This window comes from Shewanella aquimarina, assembly GCF_023349185.1.
Classification (GTDB): domain Bacteria; phylum Pseudomonadota; class Gammaproteobacteria; order Enterobacterales; family Shewanellaceae; genus Shewanella; species Shewanella aquimarina.
In genome coordinates this window covers 1-25679 of the sequence record NZ_JAKIKY010000015.1, presented here as the reverse complement: position 1 = coordinate 25679, position 25679 = coordinate 1, and the positions used below count along the sequence as shown (strand labels likewise).

Sequence of the window (25679 nt, the reverse complement as noted above, 5' to 3'; positions counted from 1 at the left end):
TTTGTGTATCTGAGCTTTAGACCGACGTTTTATGCTCACCTCAGGTCGAGATGAGCACTTAGCCTTAGGCGGTCAGCAGCTGCAATATGATGGCGAGGATCAGCACTGGGCAAACATATTTCACGTACACAGGCCAGATGCGCCAGAAGAGGCCGTCGAGCTTGGCGCCTTCCTGGGCGGCTATCGCCTTGAGCAGGCTGTTTCTATGCCATACCCAGCCAGTGTATAGGGCGATGCCCAGGGCGATAAAGGGTTGGGCGCGCTCCGTGGTCAGGGTGATCACAAGAGCGAATAGGGCATCGAAATTAAACACCATGATAGTCGCCAGCAGTGCGATACCACCGCCCACCAGATAGGTGGCGCTGTGACGCTGAATCTCTGTCTTCTCCACCATATAGCTGGTGGGCACCTCGACAATCGAGATGGCCGATGTCAGCCCGGCTATGGTCATCAGGATGAAGAAGACGATGGCGATCAGCTGCCCAGCTAAGCCGCCCAAGCTATCGAACAGCGCCGGCAGTACGGTGAACACCAAGGTATCGGCGTTAAGTAGGCTGCCATCTTCGGCGAATATCGCGACGCCGTTATGCTGGGCGACATACATGGCGGGAATGATCATCAAGGCGGCCAGGAAGGCGACACTGGTGTCGGTGAGTGTCACATAGGCAGTCAGCTTGGCCAGGTTTTCCTGCCGATTCAGGTAGGCGCCGTAAACCATCATGGCGCCAGTACCCACGGTGAGCGAGAAGAAGGTCTGGCCCAAGGCGCCGATAAGCACCTGAGGTTCCCAGATCCGGTCGAAATCCGGTATCAGTAGGGCGTTTAGCCCCTGGCTCGCACCGGGTTGAGTCAGAATATAGGCCACGCCCAATATCAAGATTGCCAACAGCAGCGGCATGAGCCGCTTGGACCAAGCCTCGATCCCTTGCTGCACGCCTTGGCGGATCACTAAGATCACCATGAGGATAAAGATTAGGGTGAAGAGTAAGTTACGCTCCAGCGAGAAGCTCGTTAGCCAGTGGGCAAGCTCTGCCATCCCCAACATCTTGGCCAATGGGGCCAGGGTGAAGCTGACAAACCAGCCCGACAATATGCTGTAGAAGGTGCAGATGAGGGTAGCGGTAAGGATAGAGGCGAAGCCAATCGTCTTGCCCAGGTTGCGAGTCAGGGCGTTGCTGCCAAGTTTGGCCATGGCGTCTGCTGGGTTGGTTTGGCCATGGCGGCCAATCATGAGTTCGGCCACCAACATGGGGTAGCCCAGTAAGAAAATCAGCACCAGATACACTAAGAGGAAGGCGCCGCCACCATGGGTTGCCGCCTGGGTGGGGAACCCCCAGATATTACCGACGCCAACGGCCGATCCTGCTGCCGCCATGATAAAGCCTATACGTGAGCTGAAATGCCCTACATCTTTTGTGCTCATTTATTTCTTACCCAGGTGCTAAAGAGGGCGCATCATAGTGCTTTATTTTAGTCGGTCAAGGGTGATAAATAGCGCCTTTGCAGGTTGTTACTTTGTTATTTTTTCTCAAAATCGCCTTTATAAGATGAAAAATTTTACCAAAAGGCTTTTGGTGGGAAATTATTGCTTCACCTTTGCTGAGGAACGCCTCGACGCAATCGAATTGCGTGGTCAAAAAAATGGAAATTTGTGCAATTTATCAAGCTTTATCGTCCTGAGCCTCGAGTTCGGGTAGCGGAATAGCGGTGCGGTTCTTGACCTGCTTGAGCACGAAGCTTGAGCGAATGCCGGCGATATGCGGATTACTGGTGAGCTTCTCCAGTAGGAAATGTTTGAAGGCATCCATGTCTCTGACCAAGACCTTGAGCTGGTAGTCGGCGTCGCTACCCGTGAGCAGGGCGCATTCGAGCACTTCATCATAGGCATCTATGGCCTGTTCGAATTCATCGAGTATGGCTTGAGTATGCTTCTCCAGGCGCACCTGCACATAGGCCGTCAGGGTCAGCTGAAAGTAGGGCGCATCGACCATGGCGGCATAGCCGGCGATGATACCCGCCTCCTCCATCGCCTTGACCCGGCGCGAACAGGGTGAGGGCGACAGGCCGACACTGGCCGCCAGATCTTGATTGGCCATGCGTCCCTGGGCTTGGAGTAATTTGAGGATCTGAATGTCGGTCTTGTCGAGTTGTAGTCTTGTCATGTCAGTCGCCGGGTAAGAGTAAACCCTTGTGGAAGTAAAATACTGTTTCAGTCAAACATTAGCCCAGTTAGGCATTAGCCTTGGCCGATGGCGCGCCATTTTTCGGTGATCAGCAAGGCGAGCAGGGCGATAGCGCCGCCAAGCAGGGTGGCGGCCAAGATATCCTGGGGCCAGTGCATGCCCAGTAACATGCGGCTAAACCCCATGGCCAGCGCCCATAAGCATAACAGAGCGGCGAATAAAAACCTTTGCGCCGCCAACAAAAAATAGCTGACGACTAGGGTGAGCGTCACCGCAAACAGGGTGTGACCCGAGGGAAACGAGTAACCCACCTCATCTTGCCAATGCTGGGCTATCTTGGGGGAGAGGGATAGCTTGGTCTCCTGTGATAGATTGATCTTCTTTGATAGCTTGGCAATCTCCTGCGCCATCAAGGCCCGTCGCGTCGGCTGACTGGCCTGATAAAAACCGCTAAGCGACAACCCTTGGTTCTCTGCCAAGAATTGCACATTGGGTCTGGGGTGGCCGAAGTAAGGCTTGAGAAAGTGATTTAGCCCCAGGCTGAGTCCCATGGCGAGGCAGATGCTAAACAGTAGATGCACTAGCTGTTTGCGTGGCAGCAACAGATAACAGGCGAGAAGCAGGGCAAGCACGGTGAGCACACCATAGGGCGCCGTGCCCGAGCTGGTTAAGCCAAAGAGTATCTGCGCCTTGAGGGAACTGAGCTCGAGCCAGGGAAACAGGCTTAGTCCGCCTAAGTAGATTGTGGCGGGGATCAGCGTCAGACCGCTCCAGAGTAGCACCACGGAAAAATAGAGATTGGAGGGTGGATTCGATCTCATAGGTGTGCTCTTAAAACTTCCTGTTTGAAAAATACGGTTATTGAAAAGCGCTAGGCTAACCCGCTTAGGCGGCGCTGGCTAGTCTGGCCAGCGCCTGGGGTGTTATTTACTCTTGCCGTGGGGTTGAAGGCGCTTCGATCTGGTGGCGAGTCAGGTACATGAGGATCAGCAGCACCATCATCAGCAGGCCAGAGCCCATCAGCAGCGCATAGTCTTCCAACTTCAGGATGGAGTAAAGCACGCTGTAGAGCGCCAGCAACATGATGACCATAAAGACGCCCCGTTGGCGACTGGCGGTCACGCTGGCAATATAGGCCGAGACAGACAGTAGTGGTACAGATGCCGCCAGCAGGTAGGCGTAACCGAAACTGATATGCTCCGACAGGGAGAGCAACAGCAGATAGAAGAGCGCCATGGCGCTGGCGACCAGCAGATACTGAATCGAGCTCAAGACCTGTTGTTGCCCCAGTTCGAAGATCAGCAACATGATGCTAGTGAGCATGATAAACAGTAGGCCATATTTGACCGCGCGTTCGATCTTACCGTAGTGGGTAACCGGCTCATATAGGGTCGCCTGAGCCGCTATCTCCTGCAGGTTAACCTCCTGTATCTTGGTGAATACCTGCGGATAGTTGCGGGTCAGGTGGCTCACGTCCCACTGGGCGCTAAAGCCCTCAGCGCTGATCTGCCGCTCGGTCGGCAGCAGACCGTGGAAGCTCGGATGAGGCCAGTCTGCAGACAGTGTGACCTGGGTCTGTTGCCCTATGGGCAGCACTGAGATCCCTTGGGAGCCGCGCAGGCTGATATCGAAGTTTACCCAGAGTTGCTGGTTGTCGGATTGCAAGGTGATTGGCTGGTGAAACCCTCTGTCTAGGCCGCCGAGCTGCTCCAGCCCTGTGCCTGGCATGAGCCTTTGCGGAGCGGCCTCCTGTTGGTCAATCTTAGCCGTGAAGCGGTTGATCTTGTCGATGGCCTGGTTGGCAGAGATGCCAAATACCAGTCTGGCTCGCTCGGGGTGCAGGCTGACTAAGTTGGCCGGAGTATAAGGTTCGAGGCGAAACTGCGCCGAGCCGGTGACCTGAGACTGATAGACGAGCGAGCGAAAGATACCGCGCGACAGAAAGCTATGGTCGAGCGAGACGGCGAGATTGAGCTGCTTGGGTAGCACGACCAGCTCGCTGTCGTAGGTGTGCCTTGCCTTGGTCATCTTGCCCGTGTCACTGATACTTTCCTGCACCACCTCATAGGTGTAGGGGATCACCAGCGCCGGTCCCGCAATGGTCTGCCGCTCGCCCCAGGAGCGACCTATCTCATGGACCACGTCGTGGTACAGATGCTGCCTGTCTGAGGTGAGGCTCTCGATGAGTCCCAAGGGGATCATCGCCACCAGGGTGAGAATGGCGATGAAGATAAGTTTCTTGCTTAGGGGGCTGTTGGCTAGGGGTAACCGACTTAACATAAAATTCCCTCTCAATGACGGTCTGAGTGTATTGCGCCATTACACCATAACTCTTGCCAGACAGGCGGGCATTAGGATGGCAAATTGTGGCAAAACCGAGGCAATTGAAAATGAGCAATCGAAAGCCGGGCAAGCAGAGGAAACGGTACTGAGAGGCAATAAAAAAGAGCGTCGGGCGCTCTTTTTTGTGAATGGGGCGCTATAGGCGCCGCCTTACGCAGACAGGCTTAGGCCTCGTCTTGCTGTCTGAGTCTGGCTTCCAGGGCATCTACCTGGGCCTGGAGCGATTCCAGCTTCTCGCGGGTCTTCAAGAGTACGTGCTGCTGCACATCAAACTCTTCGCGCGAAACCAGATCGAGTTTCATCAGCTGGTTTTGCAGTATCTGCTTACTCTTCTCTTCAAACTCACCGGCAAACTGCTTAAGCCCGCTGGGGAGGTTATCGCTTAGCTGCTTAGCTACTTCTTCGATCTTTTTGGGGTTAATCATCTTTTCTGTCCGCCATTGGCCGTTTAATGCTATGCCCGAATTGTACCTAAGCCTACTGGGATGACAACTAAAAACCGGTGGCTTGGCCCCGTGTTGGGGGCGGGCTCACGTCTGAAGCAGGCCGGTCATCTGCGGTTAAGCTCAGGGCAAAGCCTAGATATTTTTGTCTGAGCTATGGCAAAGATTCTGGTATGATCCCTGGCCGATCTTAAGATTTCTCTAGTTGGTAGCCGTTAGTTAATGAAGCTCAATCCCGGTCAAAATGATGCTGTTCACTATGTCTCTGGTCCCTGTCTGGTGCTTGCCGGCGCGGGCAGTGGTAAGACACGCGTGATCATCAATAAAATTGCCTATTTGGTACAGAAGTGTGGTTATCAGGCACGCAACATCGCCGCGGTGACCTTTACCAACAAGGCGGCGCGGGAGATGAAGGAGCGTGTAGCTCAGTCGATGGGGCGTAAAGAGGCCAGAGGGCTGTGGATCTCGACCTTTCACACCCTGGGGCTTGAGATCATCAAGCGGGAGTATAAGGTGGTCGGCCTTAAGCCCGGCTTCTCTCTGTTTGACGATCAGGATACCCTGGCGCTGCTGAAAGAGCTGACCGAGAAGGAGTTCGATGGCGATAAAGATCTGTTGCGCATGCTGATGACGGCCATCTCCAACTGGAAGGGCGATCTGATGACGCCGGATCGCGCCATCAAGAGTGCCAGAGACGAACAGTCACAGCTGTTCGCCCTGCTCTATCAGCGCTATGCCCAGCATATGAAGGCCTACAACGCGCTGGATTTCGACGATCTTATCCTGCTGCCCACCCTGCTGCTGCGGCACAAGCAGGAGGTGCGCGAACGCTGGCAGAAACGCATTCAATACCTGTTGGTGGATGAATACCAGGATACCAACACCAGTCAGTATGAGCTGGTGAAATTGCTGGTGGGTGAGCGCGCCCGCTTTACCGTGGTAGGGGATGACGACCAGTCCATCTACTCCTGGCGTGGGGCCAAGCCGCAGAACTTGGTGTTACTGGGGCAAGACTTTCCCGCCCTTAAGCTGATTAAGCTGGAGCAGAACTATCGCTCGAGTCAGCGGATCTTGCGGGCGGCCAACATATTGATCGCCAATAACCCACACGTCTACGACAAGTCGCTGTTCAGCGAGCTGGCCTATGGCGAGCCGCTGCGGGTGTTGATCGCCGCCAACGAGGAACAAGAAGCCGAGCGTGTGGTGGCCGAGATGATTCGCCACAAGTTTGTGGGCAAGACTCAGTTTGGCGACTATGCCATCCTCTATCGGGGCAACCACCAGTCGCGCCTGCTGGAGCGGGCGCTGATGACCAACCGTATTCCCTACAAGCTCAGCGGCGGCACCTCCTTCTTCGGCCGCGCCGAGATCAAAGATATCATGGCCTACCTGCGTCTGGTGGTGAATCCCGACGACGACAACGCCTTCCTGCGAGTGGTGAACCTGCCTAAACGCGGCATTGGGCCTGCGACCCTGGAGCGGCTCGGTAACTTTGCCAACGAGCTGCACATCTCCATGTTCGAGGCGATATTTAAGCCCGAGCTAAATGATCATCTGCCGCCGGCGGCCATGTCGGCCCTGTACCAGTTTGGCAAGTTTATCGTCGACACGGGGGAGGCGGCGACCCGCGGCGAGCCGGTCGAGGCGGTGAAGCAGCTCATTCGCCATATCAACTACGAAGATTACCTGTACGAGACCAGTACCAGCGCCAAGGCCGCCGAGATGCGGATGAAGAACATCTCCGAGCTTTACCGCTGGGTGACCGAGATGCTCGAGGGCGATGAGCTGGACGAAGGCATGACGTTGCCGGAAGTGGTGACCCGTCTGACCCTAAGAGACATGATGGAGCGCAACAGCGAGGATGAGGCAGGAGATCAGGTACAGCTGATGACGCTGCACGCCTCTAAGGGGCTGGAGTTCCCCTATGTCTTCATGGTGGGGGTGGAGGAGCGTATTTTGCCCCACCAGACCAGCATAGATGAAGACAATGTCGAGGAGGAAAGGCGCCTGGCCTATGTGGGGATCACGCGGGCCCAGCGGGAACTGTGGTTCATGATCTGCCGCGAGCGACGACAGTTTGGTGAGGTGATACGCTGTGAGCCTAGTCGCTTCTTGATGGAGCTGCCTCAGGACGATCTCATCTGGGAAAACCGCAAGCCGCCTCAGTCCGAGCAGCAAAGAGTGCAATCGGGCCGGGCCAATATAGCCAACATACGGGATATGCTGAAGAAGTAATTGGGCTAGCTTAAGTGGATATCTCTGCCTAGGCAGAGATGCTGCCGCTGCGAGACCGGCTTGGCTCAGGCAGTTGACTGGGGTCGATAGACTCGCCCAGCGCCTGGCCCTGACCTTGGTCGAAGCCCAGGCTGACCAGCTGCTGCCTGTGCAGATCCGTTTTAACCCCTTCCACAAACAGGGTCAGTTCGAGCGCCGATGCGGTTAGCTGATGAGCCTTGAGCAGCCTCTTCTGCTGCGGATTATTCAGATGACTGATATAGCTAGGGTCGAGCTTCAGGCCGCTCAAGGGCAGGAAGCTTAGGCTGCTCAGCGCGGTGTGGGCACTGCCGTAGGCGCAGAGGCCTATGTTGATCGACTGCTTGGCCAGGATGTCGAAGGCCTGAATATGGCTGTCGCTGTCGGCGACAAAGGCCTTTTCGTTGAAGAAGACCCAGATATTGGCTGGCTTATAGTAGCTCTGCTTGATGCGATTCTTGAGCTTACGCACCGCGTGCTTATGCTTGAGGTGCTGACTGGCGACTTTGATATGTAGCTGCACCTTGCCATCGACCTGCTGCATGACCTTGTCATAGTCGCTATTGAGCTGATCGAAGAGGTAGAGATCCAGCTCCTTGGTCAGGTTGCAGTGTTCGGCAATGTTGCTTAGCTGATCCTGCTTTATCTTCCCCAGCTGCTCGTGTTGCCAATAGAGTCTGGGTTCCAGCGCGATAACCTCCTGGGTCGCCAATGCCATGACGGGGAAATACTGTAGTGCCAACGCCTTCTTGGCGATCGCCTCCCTCAGCTCTATCTCTAGGGTGATGTCGTGGCTCTGCTGGTGGCTGGTATTGTGATCGAATATGACGAAGCAGCCCTTGCCGTTGGACTTGGCTTGATACATGGCGGCATCGGCGTCCTTTAATAGCGATTCGCTGGTATCGCCACTGCTTTGGCCGCTGAAGGCGATGCCAATACTGGCGCCCGAGGTAAAGCTCTGATTCGACAGCTGGTAGGGCTCGCTCAGCTCGCCTAAGATGCGCTCGGCCACCTCGATGGCGTCACTATTGGTATTAATGCTGTCTAGCAGTATGACAAACTCATCGCCGCCGATCCGCCCTAAGGTGTCGTTGCTCCTGATGCAGAGGTTGAGGCGACGAGCGGTTTCGATTAGAAAGCGATCGCCCTGCAGGTGACCTAAGGTGTCGTTGATCAGCTTAAAGCGGTCGAGGTCGATAAACAGCAGGGCAAATCTGTCTCTGGCATGGCGCCTGACATGTTTGACCGCCTGTGCCAGGCGTTCCATAAACATGGCGCGATTGGGCAGGCCGGTTAAGGTGTCGTGGCTGGCATCATGCACCAGCTGTTGTTCGACCTTGCGGCGCTGGGCGATCTCCTTCTCCAGGTCTTGGTTGAGCATCGCCAGGGCGCGGGTACGCTGGGCGACTTTCTCTTCTAACTGTTCGTAGCTCTGTTTCAGCGATTCAGCGGATAGTTTGCGCTCGATAGCCGCCGCGATATGCTGCGACACGAAGGTGAGCAGATCCAGATCTTTCTCCTGGTAGGTCTGCGACGGGGTAAAGCTGTAGATGGTTAGCGCACCCTTGACTATGCCCTGAATAAACAGCGGCACGCCGATCCACTGATGTATGGTTTCGGCGTAGTTGAGCTGGGGTGCCTTGGCGTAGAGTTGCTTGTTTTTGATCAGCGTCTTGATATCGCTGCCATCGAGCAGCAGGGGACGTTTATGTTTGAGGATAAACTCCGTCAGGCCATCGGCCAATGGGCGCCTCTGTGGTGCTCCCACGTTGAGCTGAGAGACATAGAAGGGAAAATGTAGCTCGCGGCCATTGTCCTCGAGCAAGGCGATATAACAGTTGTTGGCCGGGAGCAGATGGCTGAGCACCCTGTGCAGCTCTCTGTAGAAGCTGTGGTGGTCTATGGTCGAGTTGGAGAGCTCGGCAATCTCAAACAGTGATTTTTGCAGGTTTTCCGCCCGTCGCCGCTCGGTCACCTCCTGCTTGAGCTTATCGTAGGCGACGCTCAGCTCCTTGGTCCTGTGCTCGATAGCGGCTTCCAGGTTGTGCTGATACTGAACCCGCTCGATAACACCCGAGATATGCTGGCTGATGAAGGTCATCAGCTCAACTTCTATGTCGCCATAGGTGATGTTGGCATCATAGCTTTGTACCGCGATCACCCCTATGGTCTGATCGCTACTGAAGATAGGTACGCCCAGCCACTGGTGGCAACTCGAGCCGCGACTGACGATTTCACCGCTGGCGAGCAGCTGTTCAAACTTATCATCATCACATAGCAGGGGCTTTTGGCTGCGCAGCACATAGCCAGTGAGTCCGCTGTTGAGGGTGGTAGAGAGTTCTTCGCTTGGGTAAAGCTGGCTTGGATGCTGATCTTTCTCATCGACAAAGAAAGGTACACCTAATTTGTTGGTTTCTCTGTCTGTGATGGCGATGAAGAAGTTGTCTGCGGGGAGGAGGCGATTGAGATTGGTCTGGATACCTGCGTAGAAGTCTTCGGCGCGCTCGACCCGAGCGGCAAGATTGGAGATATCCAATAGTGTATGTTGGACGATCTCAGAACGCTTGTACTTCCGAGCCAGGCTCTTTAAGCGAGATATCCTTTTGTATAAACGGCCAACTTCACGGGGTGAATGTTGACCTGTTTTATCCCTAAACATGGTTCCGCCAATCACAAGTAATTATATTTTTTCGCTAGGATTTGGGGTAATGATTATAAATAGCATAAAAAAACACCAGCACCAAGTCATTATTTTGACGTCGTCAGCTTAATATCTCCTTAAATCTGCTAAAACTTGAGCAAACGCGTAAAAAAATATGTGTTTGCTATAGACGCGCAGTAAAATAATCCATACTATATGCGGCGCTAACAAGGCAGGCACCCATAGCTCAGCTGGATAGAGCGCACCCCTCCGGAGGGTGAGGCCGAGGGTTCGAATCCTTCTGGGTGCACCAGTTGGATGAGGGTCAAGTTAGCGTAAAGAAGTCAACATCAGTGGTGATTGTAGCTCAGTTGGTAGAGCCCCGGATTGTGATTCCGGTTGTCGTGGGTTCAAGTCCCATCAGTCACCCCACTTCTTCTTGCAACAGACTTCACGAGTCATTCCAATTTTTGATAAAGTGAAGTGAGGCGGCACCTCGTAAAATATCCATTGTTTCGGTGATTAGCGCAGTCCGGTAGCGCATCTGGTTTGGGACCAGAGGGTCAGAGGTTCGAATCCTCTATCACCGACCAGTTTCCAAGTGAGTGATGTTTTAAGATGTCATTTACTGATACAAAAAGATTTTCGGTGATTAGCGCAGTCCGGTAGCGCATCTGGTTTGGGACCAGAGGGTCAGAGGTTCGAATCCTCTATCACCGACCAATCATAGATAAGCCCCTCGAGTAATCGAAGGGCTTTTTCTTTGCCTGTCTTTTGTAAATAATACCAATCGTAATGAATAATTGATCATTCTAGCTTGTTAAAACGCTCGATAACTGTACTAGCAATTTTTAATTGTAGAATAACTACTTATCTAAACATCCTGCTTTGTTCTCAAACGTTTTTCCTGCGCTATTTCTGAGCACATACTTACTGTGATTGGTATAAGGCCTTCTTTCTATTTATTAAGCCTTCTCATATGGATAAAAAAAGCTGCCTTTTGGGCAGCTTTTTTCGTTATAGCTCAACCCGAGTGGGCGGGTAGATGTAGCCCATGTAGGCGTTGGCCTTGAGCGGCTCGAAACGTGCCAATTGTGGCTGCTCCTGAATGCCTGTGACGATGATCTGGATATCCAGGCCTCTGGCGACGTTTACCAGGGCGCGGCACAGCTCGCTGTTGTGCTCGTTCTCGTCATAGTAGGCGAAGGATTGATCTAACTTGACGTAGCTAGGTCTCAGGTTCTGCAGGTAAGACATAGAGCCAAACTGACGACCGAAGTGATCGATGCCGAAGTGGGCGCCATTATCACGAATGATGTTGCACAGGGCCTGACAGGCGTCGGGATCGCTATAGACGCCGGCCTCTGGAATATCAAACACGATACGCTGGGCCTGCTGCGTACTGCTCAGGAACTTGTTGAGCCATTTATGGAAACTGGTATCGCTCAGACTGTTGAAGGTAAGGTTGATGGCGATAGGCTCATCATTACGCTCCAGCAGACCATTTTCCACTATGGTTTCGATCAGGCATCTGTCCAGCATAGACCCCAGTGAGAGCAGCTCGACATAAGGCATAAACTGGCCCGCGTGGATCTCTTTATCGCCTATGGTGAGCTGACAATAGAGCTCACGCTGCACCACCTCATCTTTGTGGGTATGATAGACCGGCTGCCATTTGAACTGGAACTTCTTGCTGCTGATGGCCTCGCTCAAATGCTCTCGCCACTGCTCACGGGTGTAAAGCTGCTTCTCGTTACTCTCGAACCAATGGAACACCTTGTTGTCGGCGATTGCCTTCTGCAATGCGTTGTCTGTCTGCGCCAGTATGTCCGATACCGTCATGTTGTCGGTGCGCTGGGCGATACCTATGGCAAACTGCTCGTTAGGCTTACAGCCCGCCTTGGAGATCTCCTGATTCACGGTTCTGATCAGGGTATGCAGGTACTTGCTGCTCTGCTCCTGTTCGGCACTGGTGATCAGGAAGGCAAATTCATAGGCGGCGATACGGGCGATGACGGAAGGGGCGATCTCGTCTAGTTGCTCCTGCATTTTCTCGGCCAGCAGGCGTATGGTTTCATCGCGAACCTGATAGCCATACTTGCTGTGCACCTCTTCTAGCCAGTCAAACTTAGCCATCATCAGCGAGCCATTGTTGGGTTCATTCAACCAGCTGTTGAGGCGGCCCATCATATATTGTCGGTTTGGCAGCTTAGAGACTTGATCCACTAGGTTCTTCTTGCGCAGTTCTGTCACCTCTTCGTCCAGAGAGCTGAAGATCTGCTTGAGCTGGTGAGACATGCTGTTAAAGGCTTCGACCACGGATTTAAGCTCAGAGGTCTTGGGAATTGCCATGTCTGGACCAAACTTACGCTGGGCGATTTCGGTCGCATGCTCGGCAATCTCATGCAGTGGTCGCAGGATCCAGGTTAGTCCGAAGCGCGCCAGCATGATGGCGAGTAAAAACAGGATAGAGATGACTATGATGGCGTTGGTCAGGGTGCGCCACAGCTCGTTGTAACCAAAGCCAGGGTGGGCGGTGATCTCTAGCTTGGCCAGTTGGATCCAACCCGAGGTAATGGTGCTTTCGCGTTTAATGGTTTCGAAGAACCCCAGGTCGATAAACCATTGGGGGACGCCCTCAATCTTAACGTCGTTTTCCCACACCTGTTGTTTGCCATCGACCAGCCAGGTGAGTTTCACCTGTTGGTAATAGCCGCCTTCGAAGATAACGTTGATCAGCGTCTCCGCGCCGACAATGTCACCCGCTTCCAGATCGGGAACCAGCATGATCCCCAGACTGTGGCTGGTGTTATTGAGATCGGACTCCATCTGCTTGGTCAGAAAGCTTTGCGTCTCTGTAAATTGTACATAAGCCAGGCTGATGACAACGACCAAGAACAGGCCAAAAAGCAGTGAGTATATCTGTCGAAACAGTGTCATTGTTTTCGCTACTCCAATCTTAACTTAGGCATTTTGAGTCGCTCAACACCTAATCTATTTTTGAGATCATTCCATTTTTCAAGGCGTCCCGATGAGCCTGCCAGTACACCGCGACCTTTTTCTTTGTTTAGCCACAACTGACGACCGTTAAAGCTGTATACGGGGATCAGATCTTGTCTCTGGGTGGCCGGTTTAATCTGTCTGTCCAGGTTATCCAACACCAAGGGGATGGAGCCGGGCGTTTCATAGTAGGCTAACACCATGTGGTACTGGTTGACCGAGGTGGCCTTGACCATAGTGATCCGCAGCTTGTCATCGGGAATGCCCAGCTGCAGTAGGGTGAAATATTTGGCGATGGAGAAATCTTCACAATCGCCGCCATTCACCCCGATAAACTCCATCGGTGTGGCCCAGTAGTTACTGACGCCCCACAACTTGATGTCGTCCACAAACCTAAACAGATTGAAAAAGTTATTTACCTTGGTGATCTTCTCTTGTTCACTCAGCCCCTGCGATTCGTCCAGCACCTTAAACCAGGCGGCGACGCGCATGCCTGCGCGCTCACCGTATCGGGCTTCTAGGGTGGACTTAATGTAGTTGGCGTCGAGTGTTTGTGTCGGAGAAGCGTATAGGCAAGAAAACCCCAGGGCCGTTGCCACAACGCAAAGTTGGCAGACCCTTTGAAAGCGTTTTTGCCTGCCAATTTTGGCCTTCATCTTCTCCGACTATTTTTTTATTTTACTTGTTCATCAACAGTGTAGATGTGCCACTTCATATCGGCTCTGGTGTCTTCACCCGTTACCTCTGCGATCACGCGGCGGTTACGTGTGTGTGCCATCTTGGTATGAGTAGGGTCTACCGGTCTGTCGTAGCTGTAGCCTATGGCGGTCAGACGGTCGTTGGCGATACCGAATCGCTCGGACAACAGCGAAGTTACAGCATCGGCGCGGTTTTGCGACAGCGTCAGGTTGTGCTCATAGCTACCCGTCTTACTGCAGTGGCCCTCGATGGTCACCTTAGTATTGGGGTACTGTCTCATGAAAGTCGCAACCATTTCTACCTGATCATAGTACTGGGGATCAATGTAGTAAGAGTCGTTGGCGAACAATATCTTAAGTTCTTGACGCTCATTGATCGGCTTAATCTTACCACAGCCGTAGTTATCAATGTTGGCACCGAGCACAGTATCGTTACAGCGTTCGCGAGCGACAATAACACCATCTTTATCTTTGTCGTTAAGATCGAATACCTGATTGGTTGGGGTATCCATGGTCACTATGTCGCGCGAGGCGCAGCCGCCCAGTAAGGCGACGCTAAGAATAATCAATAAGGCTTTCATTATTTTACTCCCCCTTCGTATTCGCGCTCACCCTTCCAGACATCGGGGCGAGTCACACGAAGCGATTCCAGTAGTCTTCCTGTAGCGTTAAGGATGCGATATTCGGAGAGGATCTCGTCATATTCGGCATCGAGGTAATCCTTACGCGCTTCAAACAGTTCGTTTTCGGTATCCAGCAAATCCAATAAGGTGCGCTGTCCCAGGTTGAACTGTTGGCTATAGGCGACTTGAGTGTCTTTGGCTGCGATGACGTGATCGCGGATATAGAGCTTCTGTGGCTCTAGCATCTCATAGGCGTTCCAGGCCAGGTTGACCCCTTCGACCACCTGACGATAGGCACGCTGGCGAATCTCTTTTGCCTCGCCGATCTTGTAGGCCGCTTCCTTCTCGCGGGCCAGATCTTTACCACCGGCAAACAGGTTGTATTTCACCCTTACCATGGCGACAAGATCATTGTTATGACCGCCGACATTTTGTGAGGCGAAGGCTGAGTAGCCATCTTCACCGTCAAGGTTATCGTTCCAGTTACCACCTAATTCCAGCGAGAGCTTAGGATAGTAGTTGGATTGGGCAGATGAACGCTCGTTCTCTGCTGCCGAGATATCACTGGCGGCCGATTTCAGAATAGGATGGTTTTCCTGGGCAACCTTGAGGCCGTCGGTGAGGTTGGTCGGCAGCATATCGTCATCAGGCACGGGAACGATTAGGTTTTCCGGCTCTTTCTCGACGATACGAACAAACTGCGCCTTGGCATCGAAGAAGTTGTTCTTCGCCGCGATCACGTTGGCGTTGGCGCGGGCCAGACGACCCGTGATTTGAGACAGATCTGCGACTGAGCCCAGGCCCGAATCTGTACGCTGTTTGATCTGATCATAGATGTCTTTATGACTCTGCAGGTTTTTCTCTGCCAGGGTCAGCACTTGCTCACTACGGATATAGTTGACGTAGACTTTAGCCACATCCAGTGCGATATCTTCGGCAGCGGCAAACAGGGCCCATTGATCGGCGCTGGCTTCGAAGCTAAAACGATCCACTTCGCTCGAGGTGTAGAAACCGTCGAAAAGCATCTGCTTGATGCTAAATCCGACTTCACCACGCATCAATTCGATGACACCATCCTCGTCAACATCGCCCTGGCCTGCACGGCGGCGGGTAGACGGACTATTTGTCTGCTCCCAGCCATAGCCACCACTGATATCAACGCTTGGCATGTAACCGGCGATTGCCTGATTGACCTGCTCTTCGCGTGCCTTGAAGCGATTAAATGCGATGCGAATATCTGGATTGGTATCCAGCGTATGGGCGACAGCCTGTTCTAGCGTTTGGCTAGAGGCTGCCCCGGGTATCAACATCGCACTAATGGCGAGTGCCATGGCACTGCGCTTTAGTTGATGCATGGTTTGCTTACTCATTTGGTAACCCCCCTGGTTATTGTTGTGAACTTAACGTTCACGTAGAGCAGTGTCTCTTGCTCTCAAAATTGGATTAAGTATGTACTCCAGAACAGATCTTTGCCCAGTGATCACATCCACCGTGGTTAACATGCCAGGTATGATGGGCATCTGGGTGCCGTCGTCTTTCGTCAAACTTGATAGTTCAGTTCTAACCCTTACAAGATAGAAACTGTTTCCCTCTTCGTCCTGTGTTGTATCGGCACTGATGTGCTCCACAACGCCATTGAGGCCACCGTAACGAGTGAAATCGTAGGCAGTAACTTTAACAACGGCGGGTAAGCCAGGATGTAAAAATGCGATATCTTTCGGAATGATCTTGGTTTCGATAAGCAGCTGATCTTCAGATGGCACTATCTCTATGATGTCGATGCCAGGCTGAACAACACCACCTAAGGTGTTGATATGAACTGTTTTGATCGTGCCGTTTACCGGCGAGACGATCTCGGCCTTGCTCACCTTATCTCGTGCGCCCACCTGAGCCTCGTTGATGCGCGACAGACGTGTCTGCATCTCGTTGAGCTGGGTGCGGGCCTCTGCGGCGTAGACGAACACGGCTTCGCGGCGTTTCAGTATCGCCTCATCCTGTGATGCCTTAACCTTCGGCCTGAGTAGCCTGAGCGAGCTTAGCTCACCGCGAATGTCGTTGACGTTACGTTCCAGCTTAAGCAGCTCAACCTCGGGCACAATCCCCTTGTCGGCTAGCGGACGGGTCAGCTCAAGTTCCCGGGTCACCAGCTGGAAGCTGGTTGTCAGGGTATTGATCTTAGAGGCCAGCTCTTCGGTTTCCTGCTGCTTCTGTTGGATCTGGCGCGCTAGGATCTCCAGCTGATTGCTCAGGTTGTCCAGCCTGCCCGAGTATTCGTCGCGCTGACGCTCTATCAGGTCGTGTTCGCTTTCGATCAGCTCAGGCGGGAACTGTAGCGGCTGTTTGGCGATCTTCACCTGCTCGCGCCAGTCGGCGGCCACATCTGAGATGGTGATGCTGTTGAGCTCGGCGCGCAGACGAATAACGTTAGCCTGCAGGCTGTAGACCTCCTGCTCCTGCTGGGCGAAGTCTGAGCGAAAACGGGTGTCATCTATGCGCACCAGAGGCTGGCCCTTGGTGACCGTCATGCCTTCACGGACATACAACTCTTTCATGATGCCGCCGTCCAGACTCTGAATCACCTGTACCTGAGACGAGGGAATCACCTTGCCTGTGCCCGTGGTCACCCGATCCAGCTCGGCAAAATAGGCCCATACCAGGAAGCTAAAGGCGAGGGCGGTCAGGGCCCAGATTATCAGCCTGTGACTGGTGGGCGCATCTGTCATCATGGCGCCGTAGACGTCATCGACCATCTCTAAATCTTGGGTAGTTAAGTGCTTACTCACTCTTCGGCCCTCCCGAAAGTAGCCCCTTGGCGAGCTGGTTGAGTACCTGCTCTTTCGGGCCGTCGGCCACCAGATGGCCTCGATCTAAGACTATGATACGGTCAACGAGATTCAGCAGGTGCATCTTGTGGGTAATCAGCAGCAGGGTGCGCTCCTTGGAGACATTCTTCATGGCGCGAATAAATTGCTTTTCGGCGCGCGCATCTAAGCTAGCGGTCGGTTCATCCATTAAGAGTACAGGCGGATCGTTTAGGGTCGCCCGTGCCAGCGCTATGGTTTGGCGTTGACCGCGAGACAGAGACTGACCGCCTTCACCGACCTGTTGATCTAAGCCTTCGGTCTCGATATCGGTAAACTGGTTGACGCCAGACAACTGCACCGCACGGATTAGCTGATGTTCGGTGACCTGTCGGGTACCGAAGAGTATGTTGTCGCGGATTGTCCCGTGGAATAGAGTGATGTCCTGAGGCAGGTAACCGAAGTTTCTACGCAGATCTGTTGGGTGAATCTGCGCCGAATCCAGGCCGTCGTAGCGCAAACTGCCCTTGGTAGGTTGGTAGAGGCCGACTAAGAGCTTGGCCAGGGTGCTCTTGCCCGAACCGTTGCGGCCTATGATGGCGATGCGTTCACCCGGTGCAATCGACAGGGACATGGGGTGCAGTACGGGACGCTCTGAGCCAGGATAATTAAAGCTGACGTGGTCGGCGTTGATCTGGCCCTTGAGACGCTGTTTGCTGACCAGATGGCCCTTATTCTCAAACTCATCTTCCTGGGTCATGATCTGATCCAGCTGCCTTAGGGCGCTGGCGGTATGGTTGCCTCGGGTCATCAGGCCGGCCAGCTGCGCCATGGGTGAGATGGCCCGGCTAGACAGGATCACCGCGGCGATAATGCCGCCCATGGAGATATCGTTATCGGCGACGCGATATACCCCTAAGATCACCACGCAGACCACGGAGAGTTGTACGGTGAAGTTGGCAACGTTAGTGACCGAGGTGGAGATCTTCTTGACCTTCAGCTGCCAGTTAGCGGTGTGGCCAATCATCTGCTGCCAGCTCTTCTGCACTAGGCCTTCGGCGCCGCTGGATTTTATCGACTCGATAGAGGCCAGAGACTCGATCAGGTGACCATGTTTCAGGCCAGAGAACTTGTTGCTCTCTTCGATAGCCGCCTTGAGGCGCGGCTGCATGATCAGGGTATAGGCAATGATAATGATGCCGCCTATCACAGGGATGATGGCCAGATCGCCGGCAACTATATAGATGATCAGCATGAAGAACAGTGCAAACGGCAGATCGACCAGGGTGGTGATGGTCGCCGAGGTCAATATCTCGCGTATGCTGTCAAATTCGCCCAACTGGCGTGCCATGCCGCCGATACTGGGGGAGCGTTTCTCTAAGGGGATGCCTATGGCCTTAGCGAAAAGCCTCGATGACACTATGATGTCGACCTTCTTGCCCGCCACATCGATCAGATAGGCCCTGAGTTGCCGCATGACCAGATCGAAGATGTAGGCGATGCCGGCGCCTATGGCGAGTACCCATAGGGACTCGAAGGCGAGGTTAGGCACCACCTTGTCATAGACATTCATGATAAACAGTGGCGATACCAAGGCGAACAGGTTCACCAGCACGGAGGCTATTAAGGCGTCTCGGTAGATGGGCGCCGAATCTTTTAGGGTTTGGATAAGCCAGTGGGTGCGACTGTCGTGCAGATGCACATCCAGTCCCATGTCGCCACGGTACTGTTGTTTAACGAGAAACAGATATCCGACGTACATGGCTTCGAGCGCTTCTATGCTGAGCACTTCTTCGCCGCCGGTTTCCGGCAGCTGAATCACAGCCCTGTCTTTGTCTATGTCGATCTCTCGCAGCAGACAGGCATTCTTATCTTTTAGCAGCAAGATACAAGGCAGGAGGATCGGGGAGATCTGATCCAGCCCCTTACGAGTCAGCTTGGCCGCCAACCCGGCTCGACTAGCTGCCTGTGGGACAAGTTCGGGTGTCAAAATACTCCCCGACAGCGGCAGTCCAGCGGCTAATGACTCGCTGGAACAGGGGCTGCCAAAGTATTCTGTCAATAACACTAAACTGTCTAACAAGGGATCGACAGTCACTCTTTGGGAGGCTGAAACTGTCCATTGTTCAGTTTTTGGAGACGCTGAAGCTTGCACCTTAAAAGCTTATCCTTAAGATTTTATTATAAAATTATCGTAGAACAATTATAGAAGTAATACTAAAACATCACCAAAGTAAAAATGACACCAATTAGCCGAAACTAGTTGGTGCCATTTTACTGTTATCCCTTTTTAAGGGAGTATTGTCTGAATTTGGCCTTCGTCGTCTAGGCTTGTCGGTACACTGTAGCTAGATTGCGCAGTGTCAGATGCGGCATTATCTACGATCAATGCACCGTTACCCTCTGAGCCCAACAAACCGTTGATGATTTGACCATCGGTTGTGCCCAGATGGCTCAGGTCGACACCGTCGAGCACTATGGTCTGGTCCACGTGACCATCGTTATTGGCATCAATTTCAATGGTAGTTGAACCGTTATCAACGGTGAAGTGGAGGTAGTCTTCCAAGTTACCGCCGTTTTCGCCCTGGAGTAGATCGCTTAGATCCAGCTTGTCCTGGCTGATATCGAAATCGGTAATGTGGTCGGTACCCGTATCACCTTGCTGCCAAACGAAAGTATCGGCTTCGCTATCGGCCTTACCTGTGCCACCGGTTAGGGTGTCATCGCCCAGGCCACCGATGAGAATATCTTCGCCGGCACCACCGATCAGCATGTCGCTGCCGTGACCGCCTAGTAGCATATCATCGCCGCTACCGCCGTGAAGCTCGTCATTGCCGCCTTGACCGAAGAGGATATCATCTCCTTGATTGCCGGCAAGAATGTCGTCACCGTCATGGTCACGCGAGGTGTCGAATAGCGCGGGGTTGGCTGCTACGAACTCATGAACATCTTGGATTGTAACGGTTGAAGCATCTTCACCCAGTTGCTGTGCCACAAATTTCTGCAGCGCTGCGTAGCCCTGGCCGTCGATGCCGTCGAACTGAACCAGATCGCCAAAGACGATGTCATTACCCTCACCAGCGTTAACCGTGTCATCACCCTGAAGTAGCATCTCTTTAGAGCCCAGGATGATGCTCGCCAGGTCACTCACATTGATATTGGTGGCTACATTACCATCTGAATCATAAGGGGTAAGCTTATTCAGACTGATACCGCTGCCTATGCCAATAGCTTCCACGTTAGACAGAGTGTTAAGCACTTGGAAGGCAGCCAATGCTTCAGACTCTGCCGTGACGTCTGTGCCGTTACCATTGCTGTATCCGTAGGCGATCTTCGCGACATAGTAGTCGCCATTTTCGTCGACTCTTATGCTACCGGTTTGATAATGCTTCCATGAGCCATCGTCTCTATACCAGTAATTAATGTTACCGTATTCATCGATGATGACTTTGCCATCGTGCTTAAGTTCTTGGCCTGGGACGTACTTATCTAGAAGATCGGATAACTTTTTATCCCAGTCATTGTAGTAATTATTATAAACCCACACATCTTCAGGATCCGCATCCACGTTGTAGTTGTTGGTTTCACCGTCTGTAATGAAGTAGGTCAGGTTGGTGCCTGTATTGCTAGCTGCCGAACCATGACTAAACCAATCGATGACAGTCTCAAATGCCGCCTCGTAGTTGGTTCTACCATTGTCGCTGCTGATTTCCTTCAGTACGCTCTCTAACTTAGAGATAGCATCTGAATCGGCTAGATTAACGGCCACATGTGCCTTAGTGCCGCTGTTAAAGTCGACAAGTAATACGTTCACCGTACCTGAGGTAGCGCCACCCACGCTGGCCTTCAATGTATTGAAGACCTGTAGTAGCTGATCCTTAGCCGACTCAATTCGATTCGAGCCCATACTTCCTGACGAATCCAGGATAAAGGCGACATTGTAGTTTTCGCCCTGTACTACCTGTATGCCAGTTGTGTCACTGACAATGACATCATTATCTTCGCCACCATTGATCACGTTGTCGCCATCTGTACCGTTGTCATAGTGGTAGTTTCTCAGCGAAACATCCAGCATAGTCTGGCTAGAGGCGCTATCAGAGTTGCTTTGCTCAACTGAGCTTGCCTTAATGGTCAAGGTGAATTCCAGATCGCCATTGTAGCTATCGTCCGCCTTGATGCTGAGGTTGCCCAATTGGTTAACGCTGACTGTCCAGCTGCCATCGGCGTTGAGAGTACCGGCGGATAACGAGACGCCACTTGGGACACCTTGAATGGTAACGTCTGTCAGTGACTCACTACCATCTCTGTCGACGAGTGCCACGTTTATATCCAGGGCTACTTCGCCTTGGACTACGTCACCTGTACTTGCGCTCAGTATCGGAGCATCGGCGACAGCTACGACATTCAGATCGAGAATAGCCGTGTCACCCGTATTGGTGAGATATTCAATCTGTGGCAGCGTACCGCTCCAATGCTGATTTGGTTCGAACGTAAAGCGACCATCTGCGTGGATACTCAGTTTGCCTTCGGTAAGGTTAATGATGCTGCCATCTGCCTGATATGTCTTTCCTGATAGCTTAAAGCTAACGATAGATAACTCGTCGTCAGGATCGATATCATTCGTGAGCAGATTGCCTGAAAGGTCATGATCTTCTGTTCCGCGAACACTATCATTTACCGCTTCTGCATAGTCACTGACAGAGACTGTGATAGTGGAAACAGCCTTCTGCCCCAGAGCATCGACGCCGACAATGTTGATGCCGGTAATTACTAGATTCTCGCTAGAAACATTATGTGGGAAAGAGGCCAATAGTTCGGCAGTAACGCTAACGCTTCCCTCTTCGCCACTTTCGATACGATTACCATTCAGGGTCAGGCGGATAGCCTCTTTACCCATGAAGGTACCTATGAGTTGTCCGTTCTCGTTAAATGACCAGCTTATCTTGGCATTGACACCAGAGACTTGGATATCATCCGTATCGCCAAACTGGAATGCCGTAATCGACTCGCTGCCAGACTTGAAGCGCAGTGTCTGTAAGTCGGACTCGGTGCCATCTTTGTATAGGTCGCCCTCGCTTAAGGTGGAGATTGCATTGGCAGTCAGCGCCGTTGGTGCCGTAGTTGTGCTGCCAGGTGCATCAAGGTCAATATGGATAGAACCTGTAGAGGTATCGCCATCGCTGTCGGTAACATTGACTGTGAAGTCGAGATCTACATCTACGGTAGAGCTGACGATATTTTCTGCCGACGTACCAGTAAACTGGAAGTTGGCATGCCCCCCTTGCGCACTGGTGGACACTTCGATATAGCTAATTTCGCCAAGGTTCCCAATGGTTTGTCCGCTGGTAATGTCGCCTTCGCCCAGCAAGTTGCCATTGGCATCGTATGCCTTGTAATGGATATAGGTGGCACCGCTAAAGTTGATCGAAGCGGAGGCTACCTCATTGGCGTAGTCGATGATGAGTGCTTCGCCTTGATCGACCCAGGCGTTTTGTGCGCCGAAACCATTGGTGTTGCCATTGACGGTGCTTGCAATGCTGCCCGATGTAGACGTTAAGGTGAATGCAATGTCATTCGGATTCGTTACATCATTAATATCGTTATAAATTGTACCATCGGCCATCACATAGGCTGCTGGCGTGTTACCGCCTTTACCACCACTCATGTTGGCTACAGTCACTGTGCTGAGTTCATCGATGGCATGCTTCAGATCTAGCTGGTAGCTATCGCTATTCGGATCGATAGATAGGGTAAATATCACCGATTGCGCACCGTTGCCAGAATCGTAAGCCGAAGGTGTGCCACTGGTATCCGAATAGGCAATGAGTATGCCTGGATTGGCCGGATCGACATAGTAGAACACGGTCAAACCACCGGCGGTAATGCCTGAGTCGGAGAAGGTTCCCCCGCCCGAAATATTGCCTGAGAGGTCTGCACTAAAGTCTTGATCTGCGCCGTCGACATTGATAACGCCATCATAGATACCTGCGGCATTGTCACCGGCAAGGTCTAGCGGATCGAGCGTGACGCCGTCGTCGATAACCTTCACGGATACAGAACCCGTGGCGGTTGCATTACTTGTATCTGTCGCTTCTACAGTGATGCCATTGATGACAATGTCATCGACGTTTGCGCCGTGTGGCAAGTTATCCAGCAGGGTCACTGAAACAGTTACCGAACCGGTGGCGCCCGCGCTGATGTTACTACCCGATAGACTTAGCTGTAATACCGGTGTGCCGTCTATGCTGCCGATCAGGTTACCCGAGGCATCAAGGTCCCAGCTAATGTTGGCGTCAAGGCCGCTAACATTGATATCGCCAATGTTGCCAAAAGCAAAACCTGTTACATCGTAAGCACCTGCAGTGAAGCTCAAACCTGCGCTGTCGCTGTCGGTTGCAGTGCCTTGGGTGTTGGCATCATCGACTATAAGGTCAACATTGTTGCCGCCGTCGACTCCTGGGGTGACCGCGATGGTCAGGGTCGCCGTCTCACCGGTGTTGGTGGTGTAGGTGACAACCGGTACGCTGCCGTTCCAATCCTGGTTTGGCGTGAAGCTGTAGCTACCATTGCTGTTAACCACCAGTACACCACCCGCCAGGGTGACGCTGTCACCGGCAGTGAAGCTCTCTTGTGAGCCGTTGCCGTCGGTATCGAGGGTGAAGCTGACCACGCTGGTGTTACCGGCCTCATCGTTGCTCAGCACGTTGCCGCTGGCAACCGTGTCTTCTGCCACGGTGATCGCATCGTTGGCCACATCGGTGTTGTCTGGGGTGACCGTGATGGTCAGGGTCGCCGTCTCACCGGTGTTGGTGGTGTAGGTGACAACCGGTACGCTGCCGTTCCAATCCTGGTTTGGCGTGAAGCTGTAGCTACCATTGCTGTTAACCATCAGTATGCCGCCCGCCAGGGTGACGCTGTCACCGGCTGTGAAGCTCTCTTGTGAGCCGTTGCCGTCGGTGTCGAGGGTGAAGCTGACCACGCTGGTGTTACCGGCCTCATCGTTGCTCAGCACGTTGCCGCTGGCAACAGTGTCTTCTGCCACGGTGATCGCATCGTTGGCCACATCGGTGTTGTCTGGGGTGACCGTGATGGTCAGGGTCGCCGTCTCACCGGTGTTGGTGGTGTAGGTGACAACCGGTACGCTGCCGTTCCAATCCTGGTTTGGCGTGAAGCTGTAGCTACCATTGCTGTTAAACATCAGTATGCCGCCCGCCAGGGTGACGCTGTCACCGGCTGTGAAGCTCTCTTGTGAGCCGTTGCCGTCGGTGTCGAGGGTGAAGCTGACCACGCTGGTGTTACCGGCCTCATCGTTGCTCAGCACGTTGCCGCTGGCAACAGTGTCTTCTGCCACGGTGATCGCATCGTTGGCCACATCGGTGTTGTCTGGGGTGACCGTGATGGTCAGGGTTGAGGTGTCGGTGCTTGAGCCGTCGGTGAGCACATAGGTGATCACTGGTACCGGACCGTTGTAGTTGGCGGCCGGGGTAAAGCTGTAGCTGCCGTCAGCGTTCAGGGTGAAGCTGCCGACGCCATTGATGTTAACTGCCTGACCCAGGGTGAACGGGCCGGTAACGCCGTCGATGCTGAAGCTCTGCACGCTCAGCTCACCGTCGACGCTGGTGCCATCAATCACATTACCTGTGGTGGCGCCGCTGTCTTCATTGACGTTAATGACTTCGTTGTCATCGGTGAAGTCATCGTTGACCGGATCAACCGTGATGGTCAGGGTTGAGGTGTCGGTGCTTGAGCCGTCGGTGAGCACATAGGTGATCACTGGTACCGGACCGTTGTAGTTGGCGGCCGGGGTAAAGCTGTAGCTGCCGTCAGCGTTCAGGGTGAAGCTGCCGACGCCATTGATGTTAACCGCCTGACCCAGGGTGAATGGGCCGGTAACGCCGTCGATGCTGAAGCTCTGCACGCTCAGCTCGCCATCGACGCTGGTGCCATCAATCACATTACCTGTGGTGGCGCCGCTGTCTTCATTGACGTTAATGACTTCGTTGTCATCGGTGAAGTCATCGTTGACCGGATCAACCGTGATGGTCAGGGTTGAGGTGTCGGTGCTTGAGCCGTCGGTGAGCACATAGGTGATCACTGGTACTGGACCGTTGTAGTTGGTGGCCGGGGTAAAGCTGTAGCTGCCGTCAGCGTTCAGGGTGAAGCTGCCGACACCATTGATGTTAACCGCCTGACCCAGGGTGAATGGGCCGGTAACGCCGTCGATGCTGAAACTCTGCACGCTCAGCTCGCCATCGACGCTGCTGCCATCAATCACATTACCTGTGGTGGCGCCGCTGTCTTCATTGACGTTAATGACTTCGTTGTCATCGGTGAAGTCATCGTTGACCGGATCAACCGTGATGGTCAGGGTTGAGGTGTCGGTGCTTGAGCCGTCGGTGAGCACATAGGTGATCACTGGTACTGGACCGTTGTAGTTGGTGGCCGGGGTAAAGCTATAGCTGCCGTCAGCGTTTAGAGTGAAGCTGCCGACGCCATTGATGTTAACTGCCTGACCCAGGGTGAATGGGCCGGTAACGCCGTCGATGCTGAAACTCTGCACGCTCAGCTCGCCATCGACGCTGGTGCCATCAATCACATTACCTGTGGTGGCGCCGCTGTCTTCATTGACGTTAATGACTTCGTTGTCATCGGTGAAGTCATCGTTGACCGGATCAACCGTGATGGTCAGGGTTG

General features: G+C 53.2%; 14 protein-coding genes and 4 tRNA genes. 5 read left to right on the top strand and 13 right to left on the bottom strand.

The window, feature by feature from the left end; translation table 11 throughout:
• Nucleotides 1-64: 64 nt before the first annotated feature.
• The 5 genes from L2731_RS16725 to ubiK form a co-directional block, all read right to left on the bottom strand.
• Nucleotides 65-1423 (bottom strand): sodium-dependent transporter, encoded by a 1359-nt coding sequence (locus L2731_RS16725; protein WP_249254567.1) that lies wholly within the window; start codon nucleotides 1421-1423, stop codon nucleotides 65-67.
• A gap of 238 nt (nucleotides 1424-1661) precedes the next feature.
• A complete protein-coding gene (locus tag L2731_RS16720; protein ID WP_249254566.1) occupies nucleotides 1662-2162 on the bottom strand; it encodes an Lrp/AsnC family transcriptional regulator in 501 nt (166 codons plus the stop codon).
• 74 nt (nucleotides 2163-2236) lie between these two features.
• Nucleotides 2237-3004, bottom strand: a complete 768-nt coding sequence (locus L2731_RS16715; RefSeq protein WP_249254565.1) for a phosphatase PAP2 family protein — start codon at nucleotides 3002-3004, stop codon at nucleotides 2237-2239.
• Nucleotides 3005-3110: 106 nt separating this feature from the next.
• Nucleotides 3111-4463, bottom strand: coding sequence for a cell envelope integrity protein CreD (gene creD, locus L2731_RS16710; protein ID WP_249254564.1), 1353 nt, complete (start codon nucleotides 4461-4463; stop codon nucleotides 3111-3113).
• Nucleotides 4464-4690: 227 nt separating this feature from the next.
• Complete coding sequence (gene ubiK / locus L2731_RS16705; RefSeq protein ID WP_249254563.1) at nucleotides 4691-4951, bottom strand: ubiquinone biosynthesis accessory factor UbiK; 261 nt, start codon at nucleotides 4949-4951, stop codon at nucleotides 4691-4693.
• 240 nt (nucleotides 4952-5191) lie between these two features.
• On the opposite strand from ubiK, the gene rep reads away from it, so the two are divergent.
• On the top strand, nucleotides 5192-7204 hold the full coding sequence (gene rep / locus L2731_RS16700) for a DNA helicase Rep (protein ID WP_249254562.1): 2013 nt from the start codon (nucleotides 5192-5194) through the stop codon (nucleotides 7202-7204).
• A 28-nt stretch (nucleotides 7205-7232) separates the two neighbouring features.
• Here rep and L2731_RS16695 read toward each other — a convergent pair whose 3' ends face one another.
• Complete coding sequence (locus tag L2731_RS16695; RefSeq protein ID WP_249254561.1) at nucleotides 7233-9881, bottom strand: sensor domain-containing diguanylate cyclase; 2649 nt, start codon at nucleotides 9879-9881, stop codon at nucleotides 7233-7235.
• 218 nt (nucleotides 9882-10099) lie between these two features.
• On the opposite strand from L2731_RS16695, the gene L2731_RS16690 reads away from it, so the two are divergent.
• The 4 genes from L2731_RS16690 (at nucleotide 10100) to L2731_RS16675 (ending at nucleotide 10586) form a co-directional block, all read left to right on the top strand.
• Nucleotides 10100-10176 (top strand) — tRNA-Arg (locus L2731_RS16690).
• A gap of 43 nt (nucleotides 10177-10219) precedes the next feature.
• Nucleotides 10220-10295 (top strand) — tRNA-His (locus L2731_RS16685).
• An 84-nt stretch (nucleotides 10296-10379) separates the two neighbouring features.
• Nucleotides 10380-10456, top strand: a tRNA-Pro gene (locus tag L2731_RS16680).
• A gap of 53 nt (nucleotides 10457-10509) precedes the next feature.
• Nucleotides 10510-10586, top strand: a tRNA-Pro gene (locus L2731_RS16675).
• 294 nt (nucleotides 10587-10880) lie between these two features.
• Here the strand turns inward: L2731_RS16675 and L2731_RS16670 are convergent.
• From L2731_RS16670 to L2731_RS16640, 7 genes are all read right to left on the bottom strand, one after another.
• Nucleotides 10881-12803 (bottom strand): bifunctional diguanylate cyclase/phosphodiesterase, encoded by a 1923-nt coding sequence (locus tag L2731_RS16670; protein ID WP_249254559.1) that lies wholly within the window; start codon nucleotides 12801-12803, stop codon nucleotides 10881-10883.
• 8 nt (nucleotides 12804-12811) lie between these two features.
• Nucleotides 12812-13519: a transglutaminase-like cysteine peptidase gene (locus L2731_RS16665; protein ID WP_041511855.1), complete on the bottom strand. Its 708-nt coding sequence runs from the start codon at nucleotides 13517-13519 to the stop codon at nucleotides 12812-12814.
• Between the two features lie 17 nt (nucleotides 13520-13536).
• Nucleotides 13537-14142, bottom strand: coding sequence for an OmpA family protein (locus tag L2731_RS16660; protein ID WP_239852996.1), 606 nt, complete (start codon nucleotides 14140-14142; stop codon nucleotides 13537-13539).
• Nucleotides 14142-15554, bottom strand: a complete 1413-nt coding sequence (locus tag L2731_RS16655) for a TolC family outer membrane protein (RefSeq protein ID WP_249254558.1) — start codon at nucleotides 15552-15554, stop codon at nucleotides 14142-14144. The genes L2731_RS16660 and L2731_RS16655 overlap by 1 nt, the downstream gene beginning before the upstream one ends.
• Nucleotides 15555-15584: 30 nt before the next feature.
• Nucleotides 15585-16967: an HlyD family type I secretion periplasmic adaptor subunit gene (locus L2731_RS16650; protein WP_239852994.1), complete on the bottom strand. Its 1383-nt coding sequence runs from the start codon at nucleotides 16965-16967 to the stop codon at nucleotides 15585-15587.
• Nucleotides 16960-19140: a type I secretion system permease/ATPase gene (locus L2731_RS16645; RefSeq protein WP_239852991.1), complete on the bottom strand. Its 2181-nt coding sequence runs from the start codon at nucleotides 19138-19140 to the stop codon at nucleotides 16960-16962. Before L2731_RS16645 ends, L2731_RS16650 begins: the two co-directional genes overlap by 8 nt.
• 135 nt (nucleotides 19141-19275) lie before the next feature.
• Nucleotides 19276-25679, bottom strand: a 6404-nt coding sequence (locus L2731_RS16640) for a tandem-95 repeat protein (protein WP_249254557.1), incomplete at its 5' end; no start/stop codon positions are given.